Source organism: Nostoc sp. DedSLP04 (assembly GCF_034530775.1).
GTDB lineage: Bacteria > Cyanobacteriota > Cyanobacteriia > Cyanobacteriales > Nostocaceae > Nostoc.
The window spans coordinates 1-18,083 of the sequence record NZ_JAVRCL010000100.1; the positions used below are offsets into that span (position 1 = coordinate 1).

9 protein-coding genes are annotated in these 18,083 nt (G+C 43.0%); 4 read left to right on the top strand and 5 right to left on the bottom strand.

Features of this window, described 5'->3' with window-relative positions; translation table 11 throughout:
• Nucleotides 1-181: 181 nt before the first annotated feature.
• Nucleotides 182-1,507 carry a DUF58 domain-containing protein gene (locus tag RMX89_RS32820; protein ID WP_322691901.1) on the bottom strand — a complete coding sequence of 442 codons (1,326 nt, stop codon included), beginning with the start codon at nucleotides 1,505-1,507 and terminating at the stop codon, nucleotides 182-184.
• 158 nt (nucleotides 1,508-1,665) lie between these two features.
• On the opposite strand from RMX89_RS32820, the gene RMX89_RS32825 reads away from it, so the two are divergent.
• From RMX89_RS32825 to RMX89_RS32835, 3 genes are all read left to right on the top strand, one after another.
• A complete protein-coding gene (locus RMX89_RS32825; RefSeq protein WP_322691902.1) occupies nucleotides 1,666-3,990 on the top strand; it encodes a response regulator in 2,325 nt (774 codons plus the stop codon).
• 591 nt (nucleotides 3,991-4,581) lie between these two features.
• The gene (locus RMX89_RS32830; protein ID WP_322691903.1) at nucleotides 4,582-10,176 is read left to right on the top strand and encodes a PAS domain S-box protein; all 5,595 of its coding nucleotides are present in this window, start codon (nucleotides 4,582-4,584) and stop codon (nucleotides 10,174-10,176) included.
• 2 nt (nucleotides 10,177-10,178) lie between these two features.
• Nucleotides 10,179-10,724 (top strand): hypothetical protein, encoded by a 546-nt coding sequence (locus tag RMX89_RS32835; RefSeq protein WP_322691904.1) that lies wholly within the window; start codon nucleotides 10,179-10,181, stop codon nucleotides 10,722-10,724.
• Between the two features lie 68 nt (nucleotides 10,725-10,792).
• On the opposite strand, the gene RMX89_RS32840 is transcribed toward RMX89_RS32835, so the two are convergent.
• On the bottom strand, nucleotides 10,793-12,556 hold the full coding sequence (locus tag RMX89_RS32840) for a mechanosensitive ion channel family protein (RefSeq protein WP_322691905.1): 1,764 nt from the start codon (nucleotides 12,554-12,556) through the stop codon (nucleotides 10,793-10,795).
• 382 nt (nucleotides 12,557-12,938) lie between these two features.
• Here RMX89_RS32840 and RMX89_RS32845 point away from each other — a divergent pair, with 382 nt between their 5' ends.
• Nucleotides 12,939-13,568 carry a hypothetical protein gene (locus RMX89_RS32845; RefSeq protein ID WP_322691906.1) on the top strand — a complete coding sequence of 210 codons (630 nt, stop codon included), beginning with the start codon at nucleotides 12,939-12,941 and terminating at the stop codon, nucleotides 13,566-13,568.
• A gap of 281 nt (nucleotides 13,569-13,849) precedes the next feature.
• Here the strand turns inward: RMX89_RS32845 and RMX89_RS32850 are convergent, their stop codons facing one another.
• From RMX89_RS32850 to RMX89_RS32860, 3 genes are all read right to left on the bottom strand, one after another.
• Nucleotides 13,850-14,551, bottom strand: a complete 702-nt coding sequence (locus RMX89_RS32850; RefSeq protein WP_322691907.1) for a hypothetical protein — start codon at nucleotides 14,549-14,551, stop codon at nucleotides 13,850-13,852.
• A 635-nt stretch (nucleotides 14,552-15,186) separates the two neighbouring features.
• A complete protein-coding gene (locus RMX89_RS32855) occupies nucleotides 15,187-15,954 on the bottom strand; it encodes a phosphatase PAP2 family protein (RefSeq protein WP_322691908.1) in 768 nt (255 codons plus the stop codon).
• Between the two features lie 35 nt (nucleotides 15,955-15,989).
• Nucleotides 15,990-17,231, bottom strand: a complete 1,242-nt coding sequence (locus RMX89_RS32860; protein WP_322691909.1) for a hypothetical protein — start codon at nucleotides 17,229-17,231, stop codon at nucleotides 15,990-15,992.
• Between the last annotated feature and the right edge of the window lie 852 nt (nucleotides 17,232-18,083).

The window sequence follows — 18,083 nt, forward strand, 5'->3', positions numbered from 1 at the left end:
TGCTACTATCCATATCTGGGTTCAAAGGATTTTATTAGTGGGATAGGTTCATGAAGATATTCCCAAAACACTTGCTGGATATGAGAGTTATGTTCATCAGTCTCTACCTGGATAATGTTAAGCAAAGTTTATACCTCCGCTAAATAATTGAATAAAAATACACAAGTTAAAGTGACAATTACTAAAGTTGATTTCGCGCTTTGAGTTGCAGATATCGCTCAACCAACCGATCGGCAATTTGATTTGCTGGTGCATCTAGAACCAATACACCTTTTTGTTTCAGTTGGGCATAAGCTACTTGTCGTTGCATTAATAAATCTAGTGCTACTGCACGGGTATAAGCACCTGTAACATCATCTGTAAAAGTGTCTGCTAAACGATCGACTTGTGGATCTCGCAAAGTCACGCAAAATGGAAGGTAGCGGGGTGCTAACTTGGAGAGTGCAGCTAGGAGTTCTGTAGAGGCAGTGATATCAACTAAATCGGTAATCACTACTACCAGCGCCCTGCGAGTTTGTCGCTGCACAACATTTGTTACCGCCCCCAAATAATCAGATTCAAATAATACTGGTTGAAGTGGAGTTAAACGATCGATTAGCTGATTCAAATGATGTTGACCGCGTTCTGGGGGAATCCACGTATGCATTTGGCGGTCAAATACACCAACACCCACGCGATCGCCTCGATGCAAACCTGCCAAAGCTAAGGATAAAGTTGCATTCAATCCCCAGTCAAATCGCTGCAAATTCTGCACTTTTGCTGTCATCAGCCGACCGCGATCGAGTAAAATCAGTAACGTTTGTTCCTGTTCTGGTTCTAGAACCCTGACCAGTGGCATGGCATTACCATAAGCCCCAACCCGACGGGCAGTAGCTTTCCAATCAATAAACCGCAAATCGTCACCAGTTCGATAGTTTCGCAGTTCGGCAAACTCTGTACCAATACCAGTTTTGCGAGATTGACGCATCGATCCCGATGATTGCAGTGTCAGACGAATGGTGAGCGATCGCAATCCTACTAAATCAGGATAAACTTTCACAGGCAGACTTTGGGGAATTTGCCAATCATCCCAAGCTAGTCCCCGAAGCCCCAACTGTCGGACTTGAATATTTCCCCAAGGAAACTCTCCTCGCTGTGTTGGGTGGACGGTATACGTTAATTCTTCAGTGCTGTTACTGGGAACAATGGCGCCCAGTGCAGGTGCAGACACGCCAAATCCTGTTGGGTAATAGTCGCGGATTTCAATTTGAGCGTCGGTATTTTGTGATGTCACCTTTAGCACTACAGGATTATCTCGCCCAATAGATAATCGTGACGGTAATTCGCGGGTAATTTGCACGCGAGAACGCCGCACTCGCAAACCATCTGCAACCATCAGTCCGAGAATGATGGCATCAAATAGCACAGTTATGGCGATGGTTGCTCTAATGCTGATAAATAAGGATAGAATCGGGGCGATCGCTATACTCAAAACTAATAATAAATAAACTCGTTTGGAAGGAACCATTTTTTAGAGTGAGAAGTTAATAGCTAGGTATAAGGTGAATTCAATGTAACCGAAATAAGAAGACTTGCTAAATTATTTTATTTTTTCCTTGTAGAAAAATAACTACCTAATGTACTATTTTTTTGGGTAAAGTAGCAAATTATATTTTGGACGGGTGTATGAGAATCTTGCTAATCGAAGATGAAGAAATTTTAGCAAGTGTCTTGTTGAAGTCTCTAACTAAGCAACACTATGTTGTTGATGTCGTACAAGACGGACAAATGGGTTGGGAATACACGCAAAGTACGAACTATGACCTGTTATTAATAGATGTCGGATTACCAAAACTAGACGGGATTACATTGTGTCAGCGATTGCGTTCTGGTGGCTGCTTCACTCCGATTCTCTTGATGACGGCGAGAGATGGTAGTAAAGAGCGGATTCAAGGACTTGATGCAGGTGCAGACGATTATCTGATCAAACCTTTAGATTTAGAAGAACTGCAAGCACGGATACGAGCGCTGATCCGTCGAGGCGATCGCCCCTGTACTCCTATACTGGAAGTAGGCGCGCTGCGACTAGATCCCAGTAGTTGCGAAGTCACATATAACAACAAACTGCTGGAATTAACAGCCAAAGAATATAGTTTGCTGGAGCTATTTTTACGGAATCCATCGCGTGTTTTTAGTCGGGGGGATATTATTGAGCATTTGTGGACTTTTGACGATCCACCCCAAGAGGAGACTGTAAAATCTCACATCAAATACTTACGACAAAAGTTGAAAGCAGGCGGAGCAGTAGACTGGATTGAAAATGTTTATGGTTTGGGATATCGGCTGAATCCTGGAAGAGAGCAGGGGAGGCAAGGGGAGCAGGGGAAGCAGGGGGGGAAAGAAAAATCCCAAGTTGCAAGTCCTCAAGTTGAGGAGCAGTTTCAGCAAGCGATGGGTGGCTTGTGGAAACAATACGAAGGGTTGATGGTGCAGCGATTGGCGGTGCTGGAAGAGTTAGCAGCTGCGCTTTCTAAGGAAACTCTGACTCAGGAGTTACGTAAATCGGGAGAACGAGAGGCGCACAAACTAGCTGGTGTCTTGGGAATGTTTGAGCAAGACAATGGTACTCTGCTAGCGCGGCAAATTGAACAGATTTTAGGGAAAGATGGTGATTTGTCAGTAAGTGAAAACCGGCAATTGCTGGGGCTGATTGAAGGTTTGGGTAACATCATCAACCTGATGGGGCAAAATGTAGATTATCAAACTTCGGCTGCGATCGCACCAGAAATTAGTACCCGATTGATCTTAATTGACCCGAATCTGCAACTAGGTTCTCAGTTGCAACAACTGGTTGAGTGCATGGGAATATGCTGGCAGCAAATTAGCAACTTAGAGGATGCAAAAAACTTTCTCCAAACCACATCACCAGATTTAGTAGTGCTAAATATAGATGATATCGGCTGGCGTAAAGAAAGTTTAGCACTACTTTCGGACTTAGCAACGCGTACCCCACCCGTACCCGTTCTGGTGCTGGCTGCGACTGATGAGTTAGTAGAACGCGTAACTTTTGCTCAATATGGGGCGCGGGGGTTTTTGGTCAAGCCTGTAACAGCTGCTCAAGTTTGGGATGTGTCGTCCCAGATATTACAACGTACTCGTTCTTTACGGGTAAATATACTGGCAGTAGATGACGACCCGTTGATTTTAGCAGCACTGCGCCCAATGTTAGAGCCGTGGGGTATGCGGATGACAGGATTAGAAAATCCGTTACGTTTCTGGGAAGTATTGCAATCTACTAAACCGGATTTGTTGATTTTAGATGTGGAAATGCCTCATATAAATGGTATAGAACTTTGCCGAGCAGTTCGTACCGATCCCCAATGGCAGGAATTACCAATTGTGTTTCTGACTGCTCACCGAGAAATGGAAACTGTGCAGCAAGTGTTTGCTGTTGGGGGAGATGATTATGTGATTAAACCTGTTGTCGGTGCAGAATTGTTGGCACGCATTACCCATCGCTTAGAACGCAGTCGTTTACTACAATCGCTTTCTACTAAAGATTCCTTAACTGGGTTAGCAAATCAGTTTCAGTCTAACCGTGACTTGCAGCACTTAATTGCTCAAGCTGAGAAAAATCAGCAATCTGTTTGTTTGGCGATCTTAAGCGTGACTGATCTGCGTCAAATTAATATTAAGTATGGTCATCAGGCTGGAAATCAGGTATTGCAAAGATGGAGTCGTTTATTTCAATCGGCATTTTGCAGTGGTGAAGTACTAGGTTATTGGGGTAATGGTGAATTTGTTGTGGGAGTTTCTGGGTTAACAAAAACAGAAGTAAACCATCGCCTCAGTGAGATTTTAACTACCCTCCGCCAGCAAATATTCACAGCCTTCAAAGGCGATCGCTTTCAGGTAATATGTAATTTCACTGTAGTCGAATACCCCAATGATGGGCTAACGATACAATCTTTATACCAAGCTGCTGCTGGGCGTAATATCGTGTCCGGTTAAAGACTTATCATTAAGACGGCAGGGGGCAGGGGGCATCTCGTTCCCATGCTCTGCATGGGAATGCCCCTCCTTGAGGCTCTGCCTCCAGTATGGTATTGAGTCAGAGACTCAATGAATGCATTCCCAGTCTGAGACTGGGAACGAGGAAAAAACCGCTATATTTTGAGATGCCTACACATTTGCTGATTTGGCGTACGCATTTGTTGATTTGGCGTTCGCATTTGTTGATTTGGCGTACACATTTGTTGATTTGGCGTACGCAATTGTTGATTTGGTGTTCGCATTTGCTGATTTGGTGTTCGCAATTGCTGATTTGGCGTACGCAATTGTTAATTTGGCGTACGCAATTGTTGATTTGGTGTTCGCAATTGTTGATTTGGCGTACGCAATTGCTGATTTGGCGTACGCATTTTTGTAAAATGAAGAAAATATGTAGTTTTGCTGTAGTCGAATATTTCAGTCAGAGACTAACGATACAATCACTATACAGATTTACTAGTATCATCTTTAGCACATGATTGTTAATTTGTACAGTAGTTAATTAATAAAAATTACGAATTACGAATTACGAATTATTTAATAGGAGTCTTGATGAATACACTACAGCTAGAGCAGGTAGAGCAATTGCAAGCCACTGCGAACAAGATGGAAGTAACGCTGGGTGCGATCGCTGATGCTGTAGTTTGGGTAGGAGAAGACCGACTGATTCAATGGTGCAATTCTCGCTTTGAGTCTCTAGTAAACCAACCTCACGGTACTGTGTGCGGTGCAAAGTTAACTGACTTGCTACCCCTGACACAATTAGGACAACCAGTTGCTTTATCCTGCTATCCTGATGTGCAAATACTCAATGGGGAGTATGAAACAGCAAATTATCAGTTGCAGCAAGATGAGCAAATAACATTACAAATTTCTGGTAGCTGTACCGGAATGACTGGCGATCGCTGTGCAATACTGGCGATCAGGGATATCACATTGACGCAACGAACTCAAGAATCCTTACAAGAGATTGAGGAGCGATTGCAGACATTAATTAACGCTACACCCGATATTATCTGTTTAAAAGACGGTGAGGGCAAATGGTTGCTGTCAAACCAAGCTAACCTAGAATTTTTAGAGCTACAAGGCGTTGATTATCAAGGCAAAACAGACTCAGAACTGGCAGAATTTAGCAATTTTTATCATGATGCTTTGCTCAACTGCAATAAAACAGATGAACGAGCTTGGCAATTGGGATGTGTGCATCGGATAGAAGAAGCTGTTCCTCGCCCTGATGGGACAGTGAGCAGTTTAGATATGATTAAAGCTCCCCTATTTCACCAAGATGGTAGACGCAAAGCTTTGGTGGTTTTAGGACGGGATCTGAGCGAACGCAAACAAACCCAAGTAGCTTTAGAAAATTCTCTGTCTTTATTAAGCGCTATCTTTGAATCGATTCAAGATGGTATATTAGTAGTCGATAGCTCAAGTAAAATCGCTAGTTACAACCAAAAGTTCTTAGAAATGTGGTCAATTCCACCAGAACTTTTGACAGAACCGGATCATCCTCAGCGACTAGCGTATCTGGCAAACCAATTAAAAGACCCTGATGAATTTTTGCAACGAGTCCGAGAATTATATTCACAGCCGGAATTAGTTAGTTACGACTGGTTAGAACTAGAAGATGGCAGAGTATTTGAGCGCTACTCTTGTCCTCAACGCATCGGCGAACAAATTATTGGTAGAGTGTGGAGTTTCCGCGACATCACCCAGCGCCAAAGGGCTGAAGCAGCACTGCGACAAAGTGAATTACAATACCGCAGTATTTTTGAAGCAATTAATGATGGACTATTTATTACTGAAATAGAGACTGAAAAAGTCGCCGAAGTTAATCCGGCGGCTTGTCAAATGCACGGTTACTCTTATGAAGAATTTCTCACTTTACATCCATCTAGTTATATTCATCCAGACTCGCATTCTGTTTTTCTAGAGTTTGTCGAGAAAACCCGATGTGGCGAGCAATTTTATGGACAAGCAGTTGATATCTGCAAAGATGGTAGTTTAATAGATGTGGAAGTCAAAGGAACGACTTGCATTTATAATGGCAAGCGACACATCTTAGCAATAGTGCGGGATATTACGGCTCGCAAACGCACCGAAGAAGCCTTACGTCAAAGCGAAGCTCAGTACCGCGATTTGGTGCAAACAGCCAACTGTATCATTCTGCGTTGGGATGGCAATGGTGACATTATATTTTTAAATGACTACGGTCAAAGGCTTTTTGGTTTCGATGTAGATGAGATTATCGGAAGCAATGTTATCGGTACAATCGTTCCAGAAACCGAAACTTCTGGGCGCGATTTGCAGACATTAATGGTTGATATTTGTCAGCAGCCAGAAAACTATCTATTTAACGAAAACGAGAACTTATGCAAAAATGGCGATCGCGTCTGGATAGTCTGGGCGAATAAACCCATTTTAGATGCCCAAGGAAACTTAATCGAAATTCTTTCAGTCGGCACTGATGCCACAGAACGCAAACGCGCCGAAGCAGCCCTCCAAGAAAGCGAGTTAAAATTCCGTAGCATTGTGGAAAATGCCAACGATCTGATATTTGTGCTTTCGCCAGAAGGAATTTTTACTTATCACTCGCCGAATGTAACTGCAATCATGGGCTACAGCCTAGAGGAAATCGAAGGTCATTCTGTGGTGGAGTTTACCAAACCGGAAGACTTAGCAACTAGTGCCACTGCCTTACAAAAAGCGATAACTGGTGAAAAACTGACTGATATTGAAGTGCGATTGCGACACCAAGATGGTAGCTGGCGATGGTTCAACTTTAACACTTCTACAATTAACACTCCTAGCGGTGAAATTGCGATCGCCGGCGTGGGACGCGACATCACAGAACGCAAGCAAGCAGAAGAAGCCTTGCGTCGTAGTGAAATGAAATACCGCAACATCTTTGAAAATTCCCAAGTGGGGATTTTTCGCACCTGCCAAAAAGATGGATTGATTATCGATGCTAATCAACGTGGTGCCGAAATATTAGGTTTTACCTCTGCTGCCGACTTAATTGGCAAGTATTTCACAACTGATTTATATGTCAATCCAGAAGAACGGGTGCAAATGTTAGCAGAGTTAGAACAGTCCGGCGAAGTTCGCAATTTTGAAGTAGCACTGCGACGCTTGGATGGATTTGTTGTTTGGGTACTGTTATCACTCCGTCTCAACGCCGAAGAATACTGTTTGGATTGTGTTTTTACAGATATTAGCCAACGCAAACAGCAAGAACAAGCTTTACGCTTAATTGTTGAGGGTACAGCCGCGAAAACAGGCAATGAATTTTTCAATTCTTGCGTTCGTTACCTGGCCGAAGTCTTGCAGGTTCAATATGCCTTAGTGACTGAGTTTGATGACGAGCCAAAAACGAGAGTCCGCACTTTGGCATTTTGGTGTAATGGGGCTATTAACGATAACTTGGAATACGATTTGCAGGGTACTCCTTGCGAACACACCTTGCGAGGCAATATGTGTCATTACCCGCAAGCAGTACAAACTAGTTTTCCAGAAGATGCCGATTTAGTGAAGATGAATGCCGAGAGTTTTTTTGGCGTTCCTCTCACCAGTTCATCCGGCGAAATCATCGGACATCTAGCAGTAATAGATGTCAAACCCATGAAACCCGATCCGGGACGGGAACTGATTGTGAAAATATTTGCTGCCCGTGCCGGTGCCGAATTGGAACGCAAACAAGCAGAAGCAGCCCTACAGGAAAGCGAGTTAAAGTTTCGCACTATCGTTGAAAAAGTTAACGATGTGCTGTTTGTTCTTGATGCTGATGGAATTTTCAACTATATTTCTCCAAATATCTTGAAGACTACCGGATTTGCCCCCAGCGAAATGGAGGGTAATTCTTTGGCATCCTTTACTCATCCCGACGATGTGCCCAAATGTCAAGAAGTTGCCCAAAGTATTCTGGCAACAGGTGAGGGAATTTCCGGGACTGAATACCGCGCTAAACATCGGAATGGGGGCTGGGTTTGGCTAACTAGTAATGCAGTCCGCACACAAGATGCCCAAGGTAATTTTCAGATTGTCGGCGTAGCTCGTGATATCAGCGATCGCAAACAAGCAGAAGCAGCATTGCAACGTCGAACTCAAGCCGAAAGTTTAATCAGCAGCGTTTCTCGGCAATTTATTGACCAAGATTTAGCAACAGCAATTAATTTTACACTTCAGGCGATCGCTGAATTTATTGATGCCGAACACAGTTGCATCTTTGAATGCTCCCAGGATAAAAGTGAATTCAACCTGATCCATGAATGGTGTGGTGAAGATGTCGCACCATTAATTGATATTGCCAGAGGTTCGCCTGTGGAAGTTTTCCCCTATTTCTACGAGCCGATTCTTTGTGGTAGGCATCGACAAATCTCTTGTGTGGAAGATTTACCTCTGCATCTACCTGAGCGACAACTTTTTGAAAGTATGTCGTTTCAATCTATACTAGCTGTGCCAATGGTTCATGCTGGCAAAGTGGTTGGGTTTGTTGGTGCAGCGATGATTCACTACTCAAAAACCTGGAACCAAGAAGATATTAATCTATTGAAACTGGTAGGTGAAATAATTGCGATCGGTCGAGCTAGGCATCAAGCAGAAGAAGCGCTGAGAATTGCCAAAGAAGCTGCCGAAACTGCCAACCGAGCCAAGAGTGCTTTTTTGGCTAATATGAGTCACGAACTCCGCACTCCTCTAAATGCAATTTTGGGTTTTTCCCAATTAATGGAGCGAGACACTAGCCTCAACTCAAACCAGCGCGAATCATTAGCTACCATTAACCGCAGTGGAGAACACTTGCTTAACCTGATTAACGATGTCTTGGAAATGTCCAAAATTGAAGCTGGACAAATCATTTTCAACCCCGAAGACTTCGATCTATATCTGCTGTTGCAAACATTACAAGAGATGTTCCAAGTGCGGACACAGGCAAAGCAATTGTTTCTCAAATTTGAAATGGCTCCCAATCTCCCCCGCTACATCCAAACAGATGAAGGTAAACTCCGCCAAGTGCTAATTAATCTTTTGGGTAACGCCGTCAAGTTTACTCAAACTGGGGGAGTAACTTTGCGGGTGAGGATGGGGAGTGGGGAGTGGGGACAAGGGGACAAGGGGACAAGGGGACAAGGAGACAAGGGGACAAAGGGACAAGGAGACAAGGAGAATAACCATGCCCAATGCCCAATGCCCAATGCCCAATCCTTATTTTTTGAAATCCAAGACACTGGACGGGGAATAGCGGCAGCAGAAATGAATAACCTGTTTCAGCCTTTTGTCCAGACAACAAGCGGTATTCAAACTAAGGAAGGAACTGGACTCGGACTGACTATCAGCCGTCAATTTGTGCGGTTGCTAGGAGGCGATATTCACTTAACAAGTAGCCTGGGACAAGGATCTACTTTTAGCTTTGACATTCAAGTGAATTTAGCCGCAGCTTTGAAAGCTGCACCAAAATTAAATAAGGGACGCGTACTGAAGCTAGCAGAAGGCCAACCATCTTACCGTATTCTCGTAGTAGATGACCGTAAAGAAAACCGCGATCTGATTGTGCAACTTCTTGGTAGCATTGGTTTTGAAATTCAGGCTGCGACGAATGGACAAGAAGCGATCGCTATTTGGCAAACTTGGCAACCTCACCTAATTTGGATGGATATGCGGATGCCTGTAATCAACGGCTACGATGCTACTAAAGAGATTAGAGCCAAGGAAAAAAATACAACTAGAAATTTCCGCACTGTAATTATTGCCCTAACTGCCAGTGCTTTTGAAGAACAACAGGCAAGTATCTTAGCCGCAGGTTGTGACGATTTGGTTCGTAAGCCATTCCGAGAGCAAGTGATTTTTGAAAAGATCGCTGAATATTTGCAAGTACGTTATATCTGTGCAGAAGAAAGCAATGAAGATGCAATAGGCAACAATTTAGAAAATACTCAATCTACTATCTTGGATCTTCGCTCTGCAATTACCATTATGCCTACCCAATGGCTAATAGAACTGAATCAGGCAGCCGTTGAAGTCGATGCTGAAAGGATTTTGCAACTCATTGAGCAAATTCCCCAAACTCACTCTGCTTTGGCAGAAAAATTGGCAAATTTAGTCCGCAACTTCTGCTTCGATGAAATTATCGACTTAACTGAGGAAAATATCTAATTATGAATAACAAAACTAAAATCTTGACTTTTGTCACCGTAATGCTGACAGTTTCTTCTTTGACTATTAGCACAGTTGTCGCCAAGGCGAAACTAACGAATCAGTCAAAACTGTTTATTAACGGTATTGGCACAGTAAAAGTTGGCATGACTGTCCCTCAAGCGGTAAAGGCTGCTGGTACTAAGCTAGTGGGCGATGCGCCAAATAATAATTGCTATTATGTTAAGCCACAAAATGAACCCAAAAATCTTTCGTTCATGGTGACAAAAGGTCGAATTTCGAGAGTAGATGTCAGGCAAAATAATCAGATTACTACCTTCAAAGGTGCAAAAATTGGCGACACCGAAGCGCAAATCAAGTCTCTTTACCCAGGACAAATTCAAGTCACACCTCATAAATACGTCCAAAACGGACATTACCTAACTTTCATCCCGAAAGACCCTAGCGATCGCAACTATCGCCTAGTCTTCGAGACTGATGGTAAAGTTGTCACTGAGTTCAGAGCGGGTAAATTGCCAGAAGTCGAATATGTTGAGGGCTGCTCTTGATTTAATCATCTTGCAAAAAAGTTTTGTAGTATATTAAAGGGTTAAAATTGTCAAAAATTTAACTATCCTCAATTGGCATCAATCTGAATATTGTTTGCTTCAAAGGCTTGCCGCACCCGTAGACGGAACTCTCGCCCAACGTTCCATTGTTCCATAGGTGCGGTTTTAATCCAGACGCGCACTAACATACCCGTATGGGATAGGTCATCAATCCCCAACACTTGGGGCGATTCTAGCAGGCGATCGCGCCATTCTACCTCGCTATACAATTGTTTGCATACTTGCTTGAGAATCTCTAAAACCTGCTTGGGGTCGTTTTCATACGCCACTACAATAGAAAAGTCTACCCGCGACCAGAGACGGGTGAGATTGCTGACATTGGTGATATTGCTATTGGGAATGGTAATTAGTTTACCTTCGTTATTACGTAGTTGAGTCACCCGCAGGTTGAGATTTTCCACTAGTCCGCTTTTATCCCCAATCTCAATTACATCTCCCACAGCAAATTGATCCTCCATTAAAATCAAGCAGCCATTGACCAAATCTTTAATCAGACTTTGGGAACCAAGAGAAATGGCGATACCGATCACAGCGCCCCCTGCCAAAATTGAACTGGTGGGCATATTAAATGCGTTTAGAGAATGCAAGATACCCAAGGTAATGAAAATAAAGGTGATTAATCCTTTGAGTGCCCCGGAAACTGTTGCAGCTCGTAGCGCAATCCGTTGAGTTTCACTCAAAGGGAGAGAGGAATGGGTTGTCCAGACATCAGTGAGGCGGTCAATTAAGGTTTTGCCGATCCGAATAACAAGACTGATGAAAAACCAAATAATCAGTAGCGCCAGGGGTCTGGCTAAAGCGTCCTTCGACCATCTCATGAGGTAGGGGACGTTATACATGATGACCACAATCCCGATGTACCACATTAGAATAAATGCCCAAAACAGTAGCCATGCGAGCAGAGAATAAATCCCCAGTTGGCGCTTGAGGCTGAACTGTCGCCGGATCGTTTCTAGAAACTGCGATCGCTGATGGGCGATCGTGTCTGTCTTTGTTTGACTGTCGCTGGTTTCTATTGTGTGAATAGTTGTGGATGTTTCTGCCTCAGATTGCTTGACCACACCCTGTTTTACCGCAGCTATCTGCTCTTGATGGCGAACTTCCAATGCCGTCTGTTTGCGAATTAGAGTTCGGCGCAGTAACCACAACACAACACTCCCCAACACTAAGCCGACACTGATTTGTAGTGCCTGCCCAATTCGTTGCAACAATATCTCATGCGAGAAGAGTCTATTAATGCGTTCCACTTCTGCTTGTAATATTTTTTGCCACTCCTGCGCCAATTCTTCCAGAGTTTTCCCGTGGTAGTCAGCATCTGGCTCTGTTACCGTCACCAGCCTTAAAGGACGGGTCGTTCGATCGTCACTGAGTTGGAGGATTGAATCCTGATTCAGAATGGCAATAGAAACCACAGGAGTTTGTTTAGCTTTATTAGTTCGGTCGAGCGCTCGCATCAGCCGTTGTGTAATTTCTTCGGCACGTACCTCTACTGGAAGAGATCCGTCTGGCGGTTGGCTACGATTAAAAACAGTGGGAGAGACAATCTCAAACAAGGAGTCTCTGTCTAAGGGTGAATACACAGAGGCAATTTCATACATCCCAAGGCGGGTAACACCCTTAGGTGGCTGGCGCGGATCGTTGGAGGCTGCGGTAGGTAAGGAAGGTAGTTGACTGTGAGCGATCGCACTCCAACCAAGTACTATTGCGATCGTCATCACACTGACTAGCACAAACCGAATTATTGAATGGAGGAAGCGATTAAACAGGAACATATCTATGGTCAAGTGATTGAGTAACTGATATTAGTGTCGGTCATCGTCCGACTTTAATTTTTTATCATTAATTTGAGAGATTTTAGGACAAGTAAAATGGCAATTTTATCTCTATGTGGTCTTCAATTAGTAGCAGGTCTAAATCTCTCACACTTTTAATTCTGACTTGCTTTTTCTAAATTATTCTTCAATAGAAAAATCTGGCGATGCCTGCGGTTTTTGCTAGCCTACGCTTCCTATACAAAAGCTCTAGAATTCAAAAATGGCAAAAGTTCTTGGATGACAAAACAAGGTTAAGAAAGTTTGCAAGTGTTAACTAGCAAATACATATTTAGGGGGATGATATAAAATGCGATCTTCGTTGTCATAACTGAGGAGTTTTATGGCGATCAAATCTTCAAATTCGTTTTTAGCGGTAGCACTGGCGATCGCTTCAGTAAGTTTTCCTGTATCCGTCAAAGCCGATACCGTGAATGCCCGTTGCGATGTATTCCCAAAAGGAGAAGACCGCGCCACATCCTCTGGCCCTTGTACCTTTTCCCAACGTCAGGGTGCGGTTAGCATTCAACTAGAAAATGGTAATAGCTATGACTTGCTCCCTTCGGGTAATCGACCTGGCAATTATCGCGATCGAAATGGTGATGCTGCCTATCGACAATCTGGACTTGGCGATCGAGGACAGATTTATCGTCTCGCCAATGAGTCAATTTTTGTCTATTGGGATACATCTGCCAATCGACAAAACTCAGGTAACAGAAATCAGAGGGCTGCTGCTAGGCGTCAGCCGGAAGCGGGTACTACCGTCTCTCAGTTGAGCGATTTAGTGGGAGCAAGGGCAGGACAGGCAGAAAACACAGTGAAAAAACGGGGCTATCGATGGGTCAAAAGTGATGATTCGGGCTACGGCTACTGGTTAGAAGGCAAAACTAACTACTGTGTAACAATCCAAACAGACCAAGGACGCTACCAATCGATTGTTTACACGGGGAGTTCACAGGATTGTCAGAAGTAGTTGCTATCTGGACAAACAATCCAATTTAGAAGTGTATTTTTATATAGGACTAGTATTTGATTTTTGAAAAGATACGTAGGGTGTGTAGCTGCGAGAGTACGGCACTATCATCAAAGGTTTGGTGCGTTACGAACTGCGTTTTAACACACCCTACAATACCTAATTTTGTTCAAAAATCAAATACTAGTCCTATATAACAGTTGAAGGTGCCGAATGTGAGATAAAAACTGCGAAGACATGGGTTTCGTCTTTGTCTTTATAAAACCCAACAATACAACAGGCTAAAAACGAGTTCTGCTATTGCTCCAGTCGCCGGAATCACAATTACCACGGAAATGCTCAATCCCATTAATGGCAATCCGTCCACTGCGTCGATCGATCTCAACACGCGGATGATTTAGCCCATTTACTTGGTATTTTCCCGTGATTTGCTCAGGTGTGACACGGAGATCCTTGAGGTTCCACCATCCATCAGTACCGCCTGAATTAATTGGCGGGATGAGCCTTCCGCCCAGATGAATTTTTCCCTGCATATTACGAATCTCGACTTGAACCTCGGAATCGAACTCGTCTGTCGAAGACTCTACACGATTTTGCAGTTCATAGCGATGACGACGTGAGTTCCATTCATAGCTGTTGCGGTTTTCAACACTTGGTTTGCGACCTTCACCGTAGCAGATTAAGGTCAGTCTTTGGCGTATTGAGTTGTCACTGTTGCGCTCAGGTGCGCCTTGCTCCCGGAGATAGGTATCGATCGCAGTTTGAGCTTTACCAATTTCTCTTGAACTACAGGAACGACCGTTTTGAACTAGCTCCCCTTGAGGACTAAAAAGGACAGTGCAACCGCTTCCTCGTGTCATCCCCGTCACACTTAAATTACCGTTGTCTACAGTGTCAATTATCGCTTGAGCATTCACAGAACTCCCGACCGTAAGCGTAAGTAAACCCAGCGCGATCGGCGTTAAAGCCTGCAATGTTTTCATTGTTATATTGATTGTTGTTTGGAATAGATATGAGTTAATGGAATCACTCTATCACCAAGAGGTTGAATGGTAAAGTCAGTAAACCTAAAAGTTTTGCCAAGCCAAAAAGAATAGCCTATAATACCGTTTTTGGATAATTAAGTTATCAAACAGAATTCAGTTGGGTATTCTGTACAACTGGCGGATAGCGTAGCGTTAGCGAGTACTCGATCGTCTGAATAATCAGCGTTTTTGCACCCCCACCAAATTGAAAATTTGGTGGTCAACAAGAGAGTCGCAAGTCCCAATCTCCGACTGAAAGATTGCTGAATTCTGAATTCTGATTTCTGGATTTTTCTTCAATAGCTTTACTTACAAAACGAGTTCTTGACAAAAAAATAAAAGACCATATTTTGACATCCAATTTTTAAATTTAAAATAAGCAAAGTCCCTCTCCCAAGCTCTACGGTGTATACACAAGTCTGAAATAGCTGAGAAATCACGGTTTTACCCCACCCTAACCCTCCCCTTATAAAGGGGAGGGAACAAGATTCCTGTTTCCCCCCTTTATAAGGGGGGATTAAGGGGGGTAATTTGACTTGTGTATACACGGTAGCTCCCAAGCTTGGGAGAGGGATTTAGGGTGAGGGCTGATATTACTCCTTATTTATCGACTTTATTTCTTCTGGTAGTAAAGTAGTTTCATCTTTAGGACGTTCGCCATCTACAGATTTGGCTATAGTTCTATAGGGTTTGATAATTAGACTGACACCAATCGTCCAACCTAATGCAACCATCCAACCTGCAAGAATGTCACTAGGAAAATGAACCCCTAAATAGAGACGACACCACGCAATTGCGATGATGTATAAGCTGCCGAATATGAGAATCAACCAGCGCCAAGAGGTAGCCCAAGTTAAAAATAACAAAATTGCTACCAATGTTACACTCGTCATCGCATGAGCGCTGGGAAATGCAAAAGTAGACTCAGGTGCAATAGACTGCCACAATTGTGGACGCACTCGATGCATTAATTGTTTTGCTGTGCGGTTGATGATGACGCTTCCTGCTGAGGCGGTGAATAAATAAGCTAGCGATCGCCAGCGTTTTTGAAGTATTAACATCAGTGCGATCGCCCCCAAAATCACCATTGCCGTCCAAGGCAACCCAATTGTCGCTAGGATGACAGCTAAAACGTCTAACTGTGGGTTTGCTGTAGAATGAACCGCTAACAGAATCGGCGCATCCCACGGAAAGCCTGCTTGATTCTTCCATATATTCACTGTCAGGATTTCAAAAATCTGCAAAGGTAAATACACTCCGATCAAAAGGAGTAAGAGCGATCGCCAACGAGCAATCAACAGGTTTTTCAGAAAATCAAGCGGCGACTGACTCTCTTTATTGATTTGTTTCTCTTTTTTCATATCTAAGTTAAAAAGGCGATCGACGACTTCATTGATTACAAATTACTGGAAACTTGAGAAGTTCCACAATGTTTACAGTACGACAAATGCTTATAAGTAAGATTATGGCAGTTATGGCATTCAATGTACTGATAATAACCGCAGTGTGGACAGTAAGTATCAAGATGTCGAATTTTCTTGGCACAATTGACACATCGTGATTTTTGAACTCTGCTAGCTGCTTGGACTTTAGCGTTAAAGACAAATTTTTGAAAAAATTGGATGATTCCAAAACCAATAACTGGAATCAGCAAGATATAAACATAATTTATCAGGAAAAGTAAACCGCCAAAAATGGCACTGATTATATCAAATAAAAATTTGAATATTGCACCTATTTGGAGAAATTCAAATATTTTAACGATTAATGGGATAAAAAAGATAACTAGCAAATGCCAGCTAATTAGCGAGACGAGTCCATATCCTCTTCTTTGGGCAAATTTATGAACTGATAAGGCAATGAGAATCAGTGGTAAAAGAAAGAGGGACTGAAAACCAAGTTGGATACTTGGATACCAAAATGATGCTTGCTGATAGCCTTTATCAACTTCTTGAAATCGATTGTCATTTTTAAGAAAGGCTATAAAACTAATACTTTCTGGTTGAGCAAGTAGTTCATTTTTAAGAGTAGAAGTTTCTTGTTGAAGAGTAGAAATTTGGCGATTATTTTCTTCTAACGTCTGTTTAGCTTTTTCAGCACTGACTTGATTAATTGATTGTTCGCGATTCTGTCCGGCAATTTTTTCTAAGAGCGTTGAGTCATACTGAGATTTAATCGTGCGATTGGCTTGTTCCAGTCTACTAATTTTTGCTTGTTTTTCCTCGATAGTTTTGATAATTTGCTGCTTTTCAGAATTCTTAATCTTATCTTTGTAATCGGCATATTGCAAACAAGTTTGAGAAACCTTACCTAGATGTCCTGCTTCGGCTTGTTGATAGTTTCCCCGAAAACTAAATTGATTGTTCGTGTAAGATGGCAATGAAAGTCTAACAATTTCATAGTCTTTATCTTTAGTGGTTTTCGCTCGGTAATTTTGCCACTCTGAATAACATGGATAAGCCTCAGTTGGACTGATATGCCATCTGCTAATATCATCGAGTCCGGTAAAAACATTAATTAAGATAAAAATATCAACTATAATAATCACAATCAAACTGACTTTATTCAGTGGTTCGTTGTTGATTGTTCTGGAATTACTAAAAAATTGACTCAAAATTCGGCGAATTCTGGCAAACATATTGTCTTTTAAAGAAATGTAAATTTAATCCGAATCAATTTTATGCGATCGTTAGTAAATAGCTAGACAAAAATACATCTACCGATTTGAAGATTTGTTAACTGCTGGGGAAAAACAAAATTCCCGACAACTTTTATGAAGTCGGGAATCGGTGTTTTTCAATTCTCACAAATCAGGCTGCGGTCAAAAATATCATAACTTTCACTGAAGTTTACACAATTGATGACTGTGTACTCCAACTCAATACCGTTCGGTTAAGAATATTCGTCGCGACTGTTTTAACGTGAGTTCGATGAACCTCTCCCTCCCAACCTCCCTCTCCCACAGGGAAAGGGAGGAGCAACGAGAAATTAGAGTTTTGGCTCCCCTCTCCGTGTCGGAGCTTCTGTGTACACACATCTTGGTAATGAAGCGCAAACCTCGGATTTACCCCCCTTAATCCCCCCTTGCAAAGGGGGGAGATTAAAGATCCGGTTCCCTCCCCTTTGCAAGGGGAGGGTTAGGGTGGGGTAAAAGTGACGCAAAAACCCAGATGAGTAAGCTATTTCAGACTTGTGTGTACACTGTAGCCCGATGCGTTGGGGGAAATATCCGGTTCCCGGTTCTCCCCCAAGGCATCGGGGAGTTAGAGGGGGTGAGAAGGACTTGTGTATACACGGTAGCCGTGTCGGAGAGGGGTTGTCGAACTCGCGTTGTTTTAAAAGTCAAGCGTAGGCGTAGCCCACATCTGTGTACTCAATCGCAATGCGACAAAGTTTGAAGTACCTCGAAACGACTTTGGAGTACCTCAACACGACTTTGGAGTACCTCAAAACGACTTTGAAGTACCTCGAAACGACTTTGGAGTACCTC

Bases quoted from the DNA above. Each gene is read 5' to 3' on its own strand.
- RMX89_RS32825 (WP_322691902.1), top strand. From the start codon at position 1,666: ATGAGAATCTTGCTAATCGAAGATGAAGAAATTTTAGCAAGTGTCTTG.
- RMX89_RS32840 (WP_322691905.1), bottom strand. From the start codon at position 12,556: ATGTTCCTGTTTAATCGCTTCCTCCATTCAATAATTCGGTTTGTGCTA.
- RMX89_RS32830 (WP_322691903.1), top strand. From the start codon at position 4,582: ATGAATACACTACAGCTAGAGCAGGTAGAGCAATTGCAAGCCACTGCG.
- RMX89_RS32850 (WP_322691907.1), bottom strand. From the start codon at position 14,551: ATGAAAACATTGCAGGCTTTAACGCCGATCGCGCTGGGTTTACTTACG.
- RMX89_RS32845 (WP_322691906.1), top strand. From the start codon at position 12,939: ATGGCGATCAAATCTTCAAATTCGTTTTTAGCGGTAGCACTGGCGATC.
- RMX89_RS32855 (WP_322691908.1), bottom strand. From the start codon at position 15,954: ATGAAAAAAGAGAAACAAATCAATAAAGAGAGTCAGTCGCCGCTTGAT.
- RMX89_RS32835 (WP_322691904.1), top strand. From the start codon at position 10,179: ATGAATAACAAAACTAAAATCTTGACTTTTGTCACCGTAATGCTGACA.
- RMX89_RS32820 (WP_322691901.1), bottom strand. From the start codon at position 1,507: ATGGTTCCTTCCAAACGAGTTTATTTATTATTAGTTTTGAGTATAGCG.
- RMX89_RS32860 (WP_322691909.1), bottom strand. From the start codon at position 17,231: ATGTTTGCCAGAATTCGCCGAATTTTGAGTCAATTTTTTAGTAATTCC.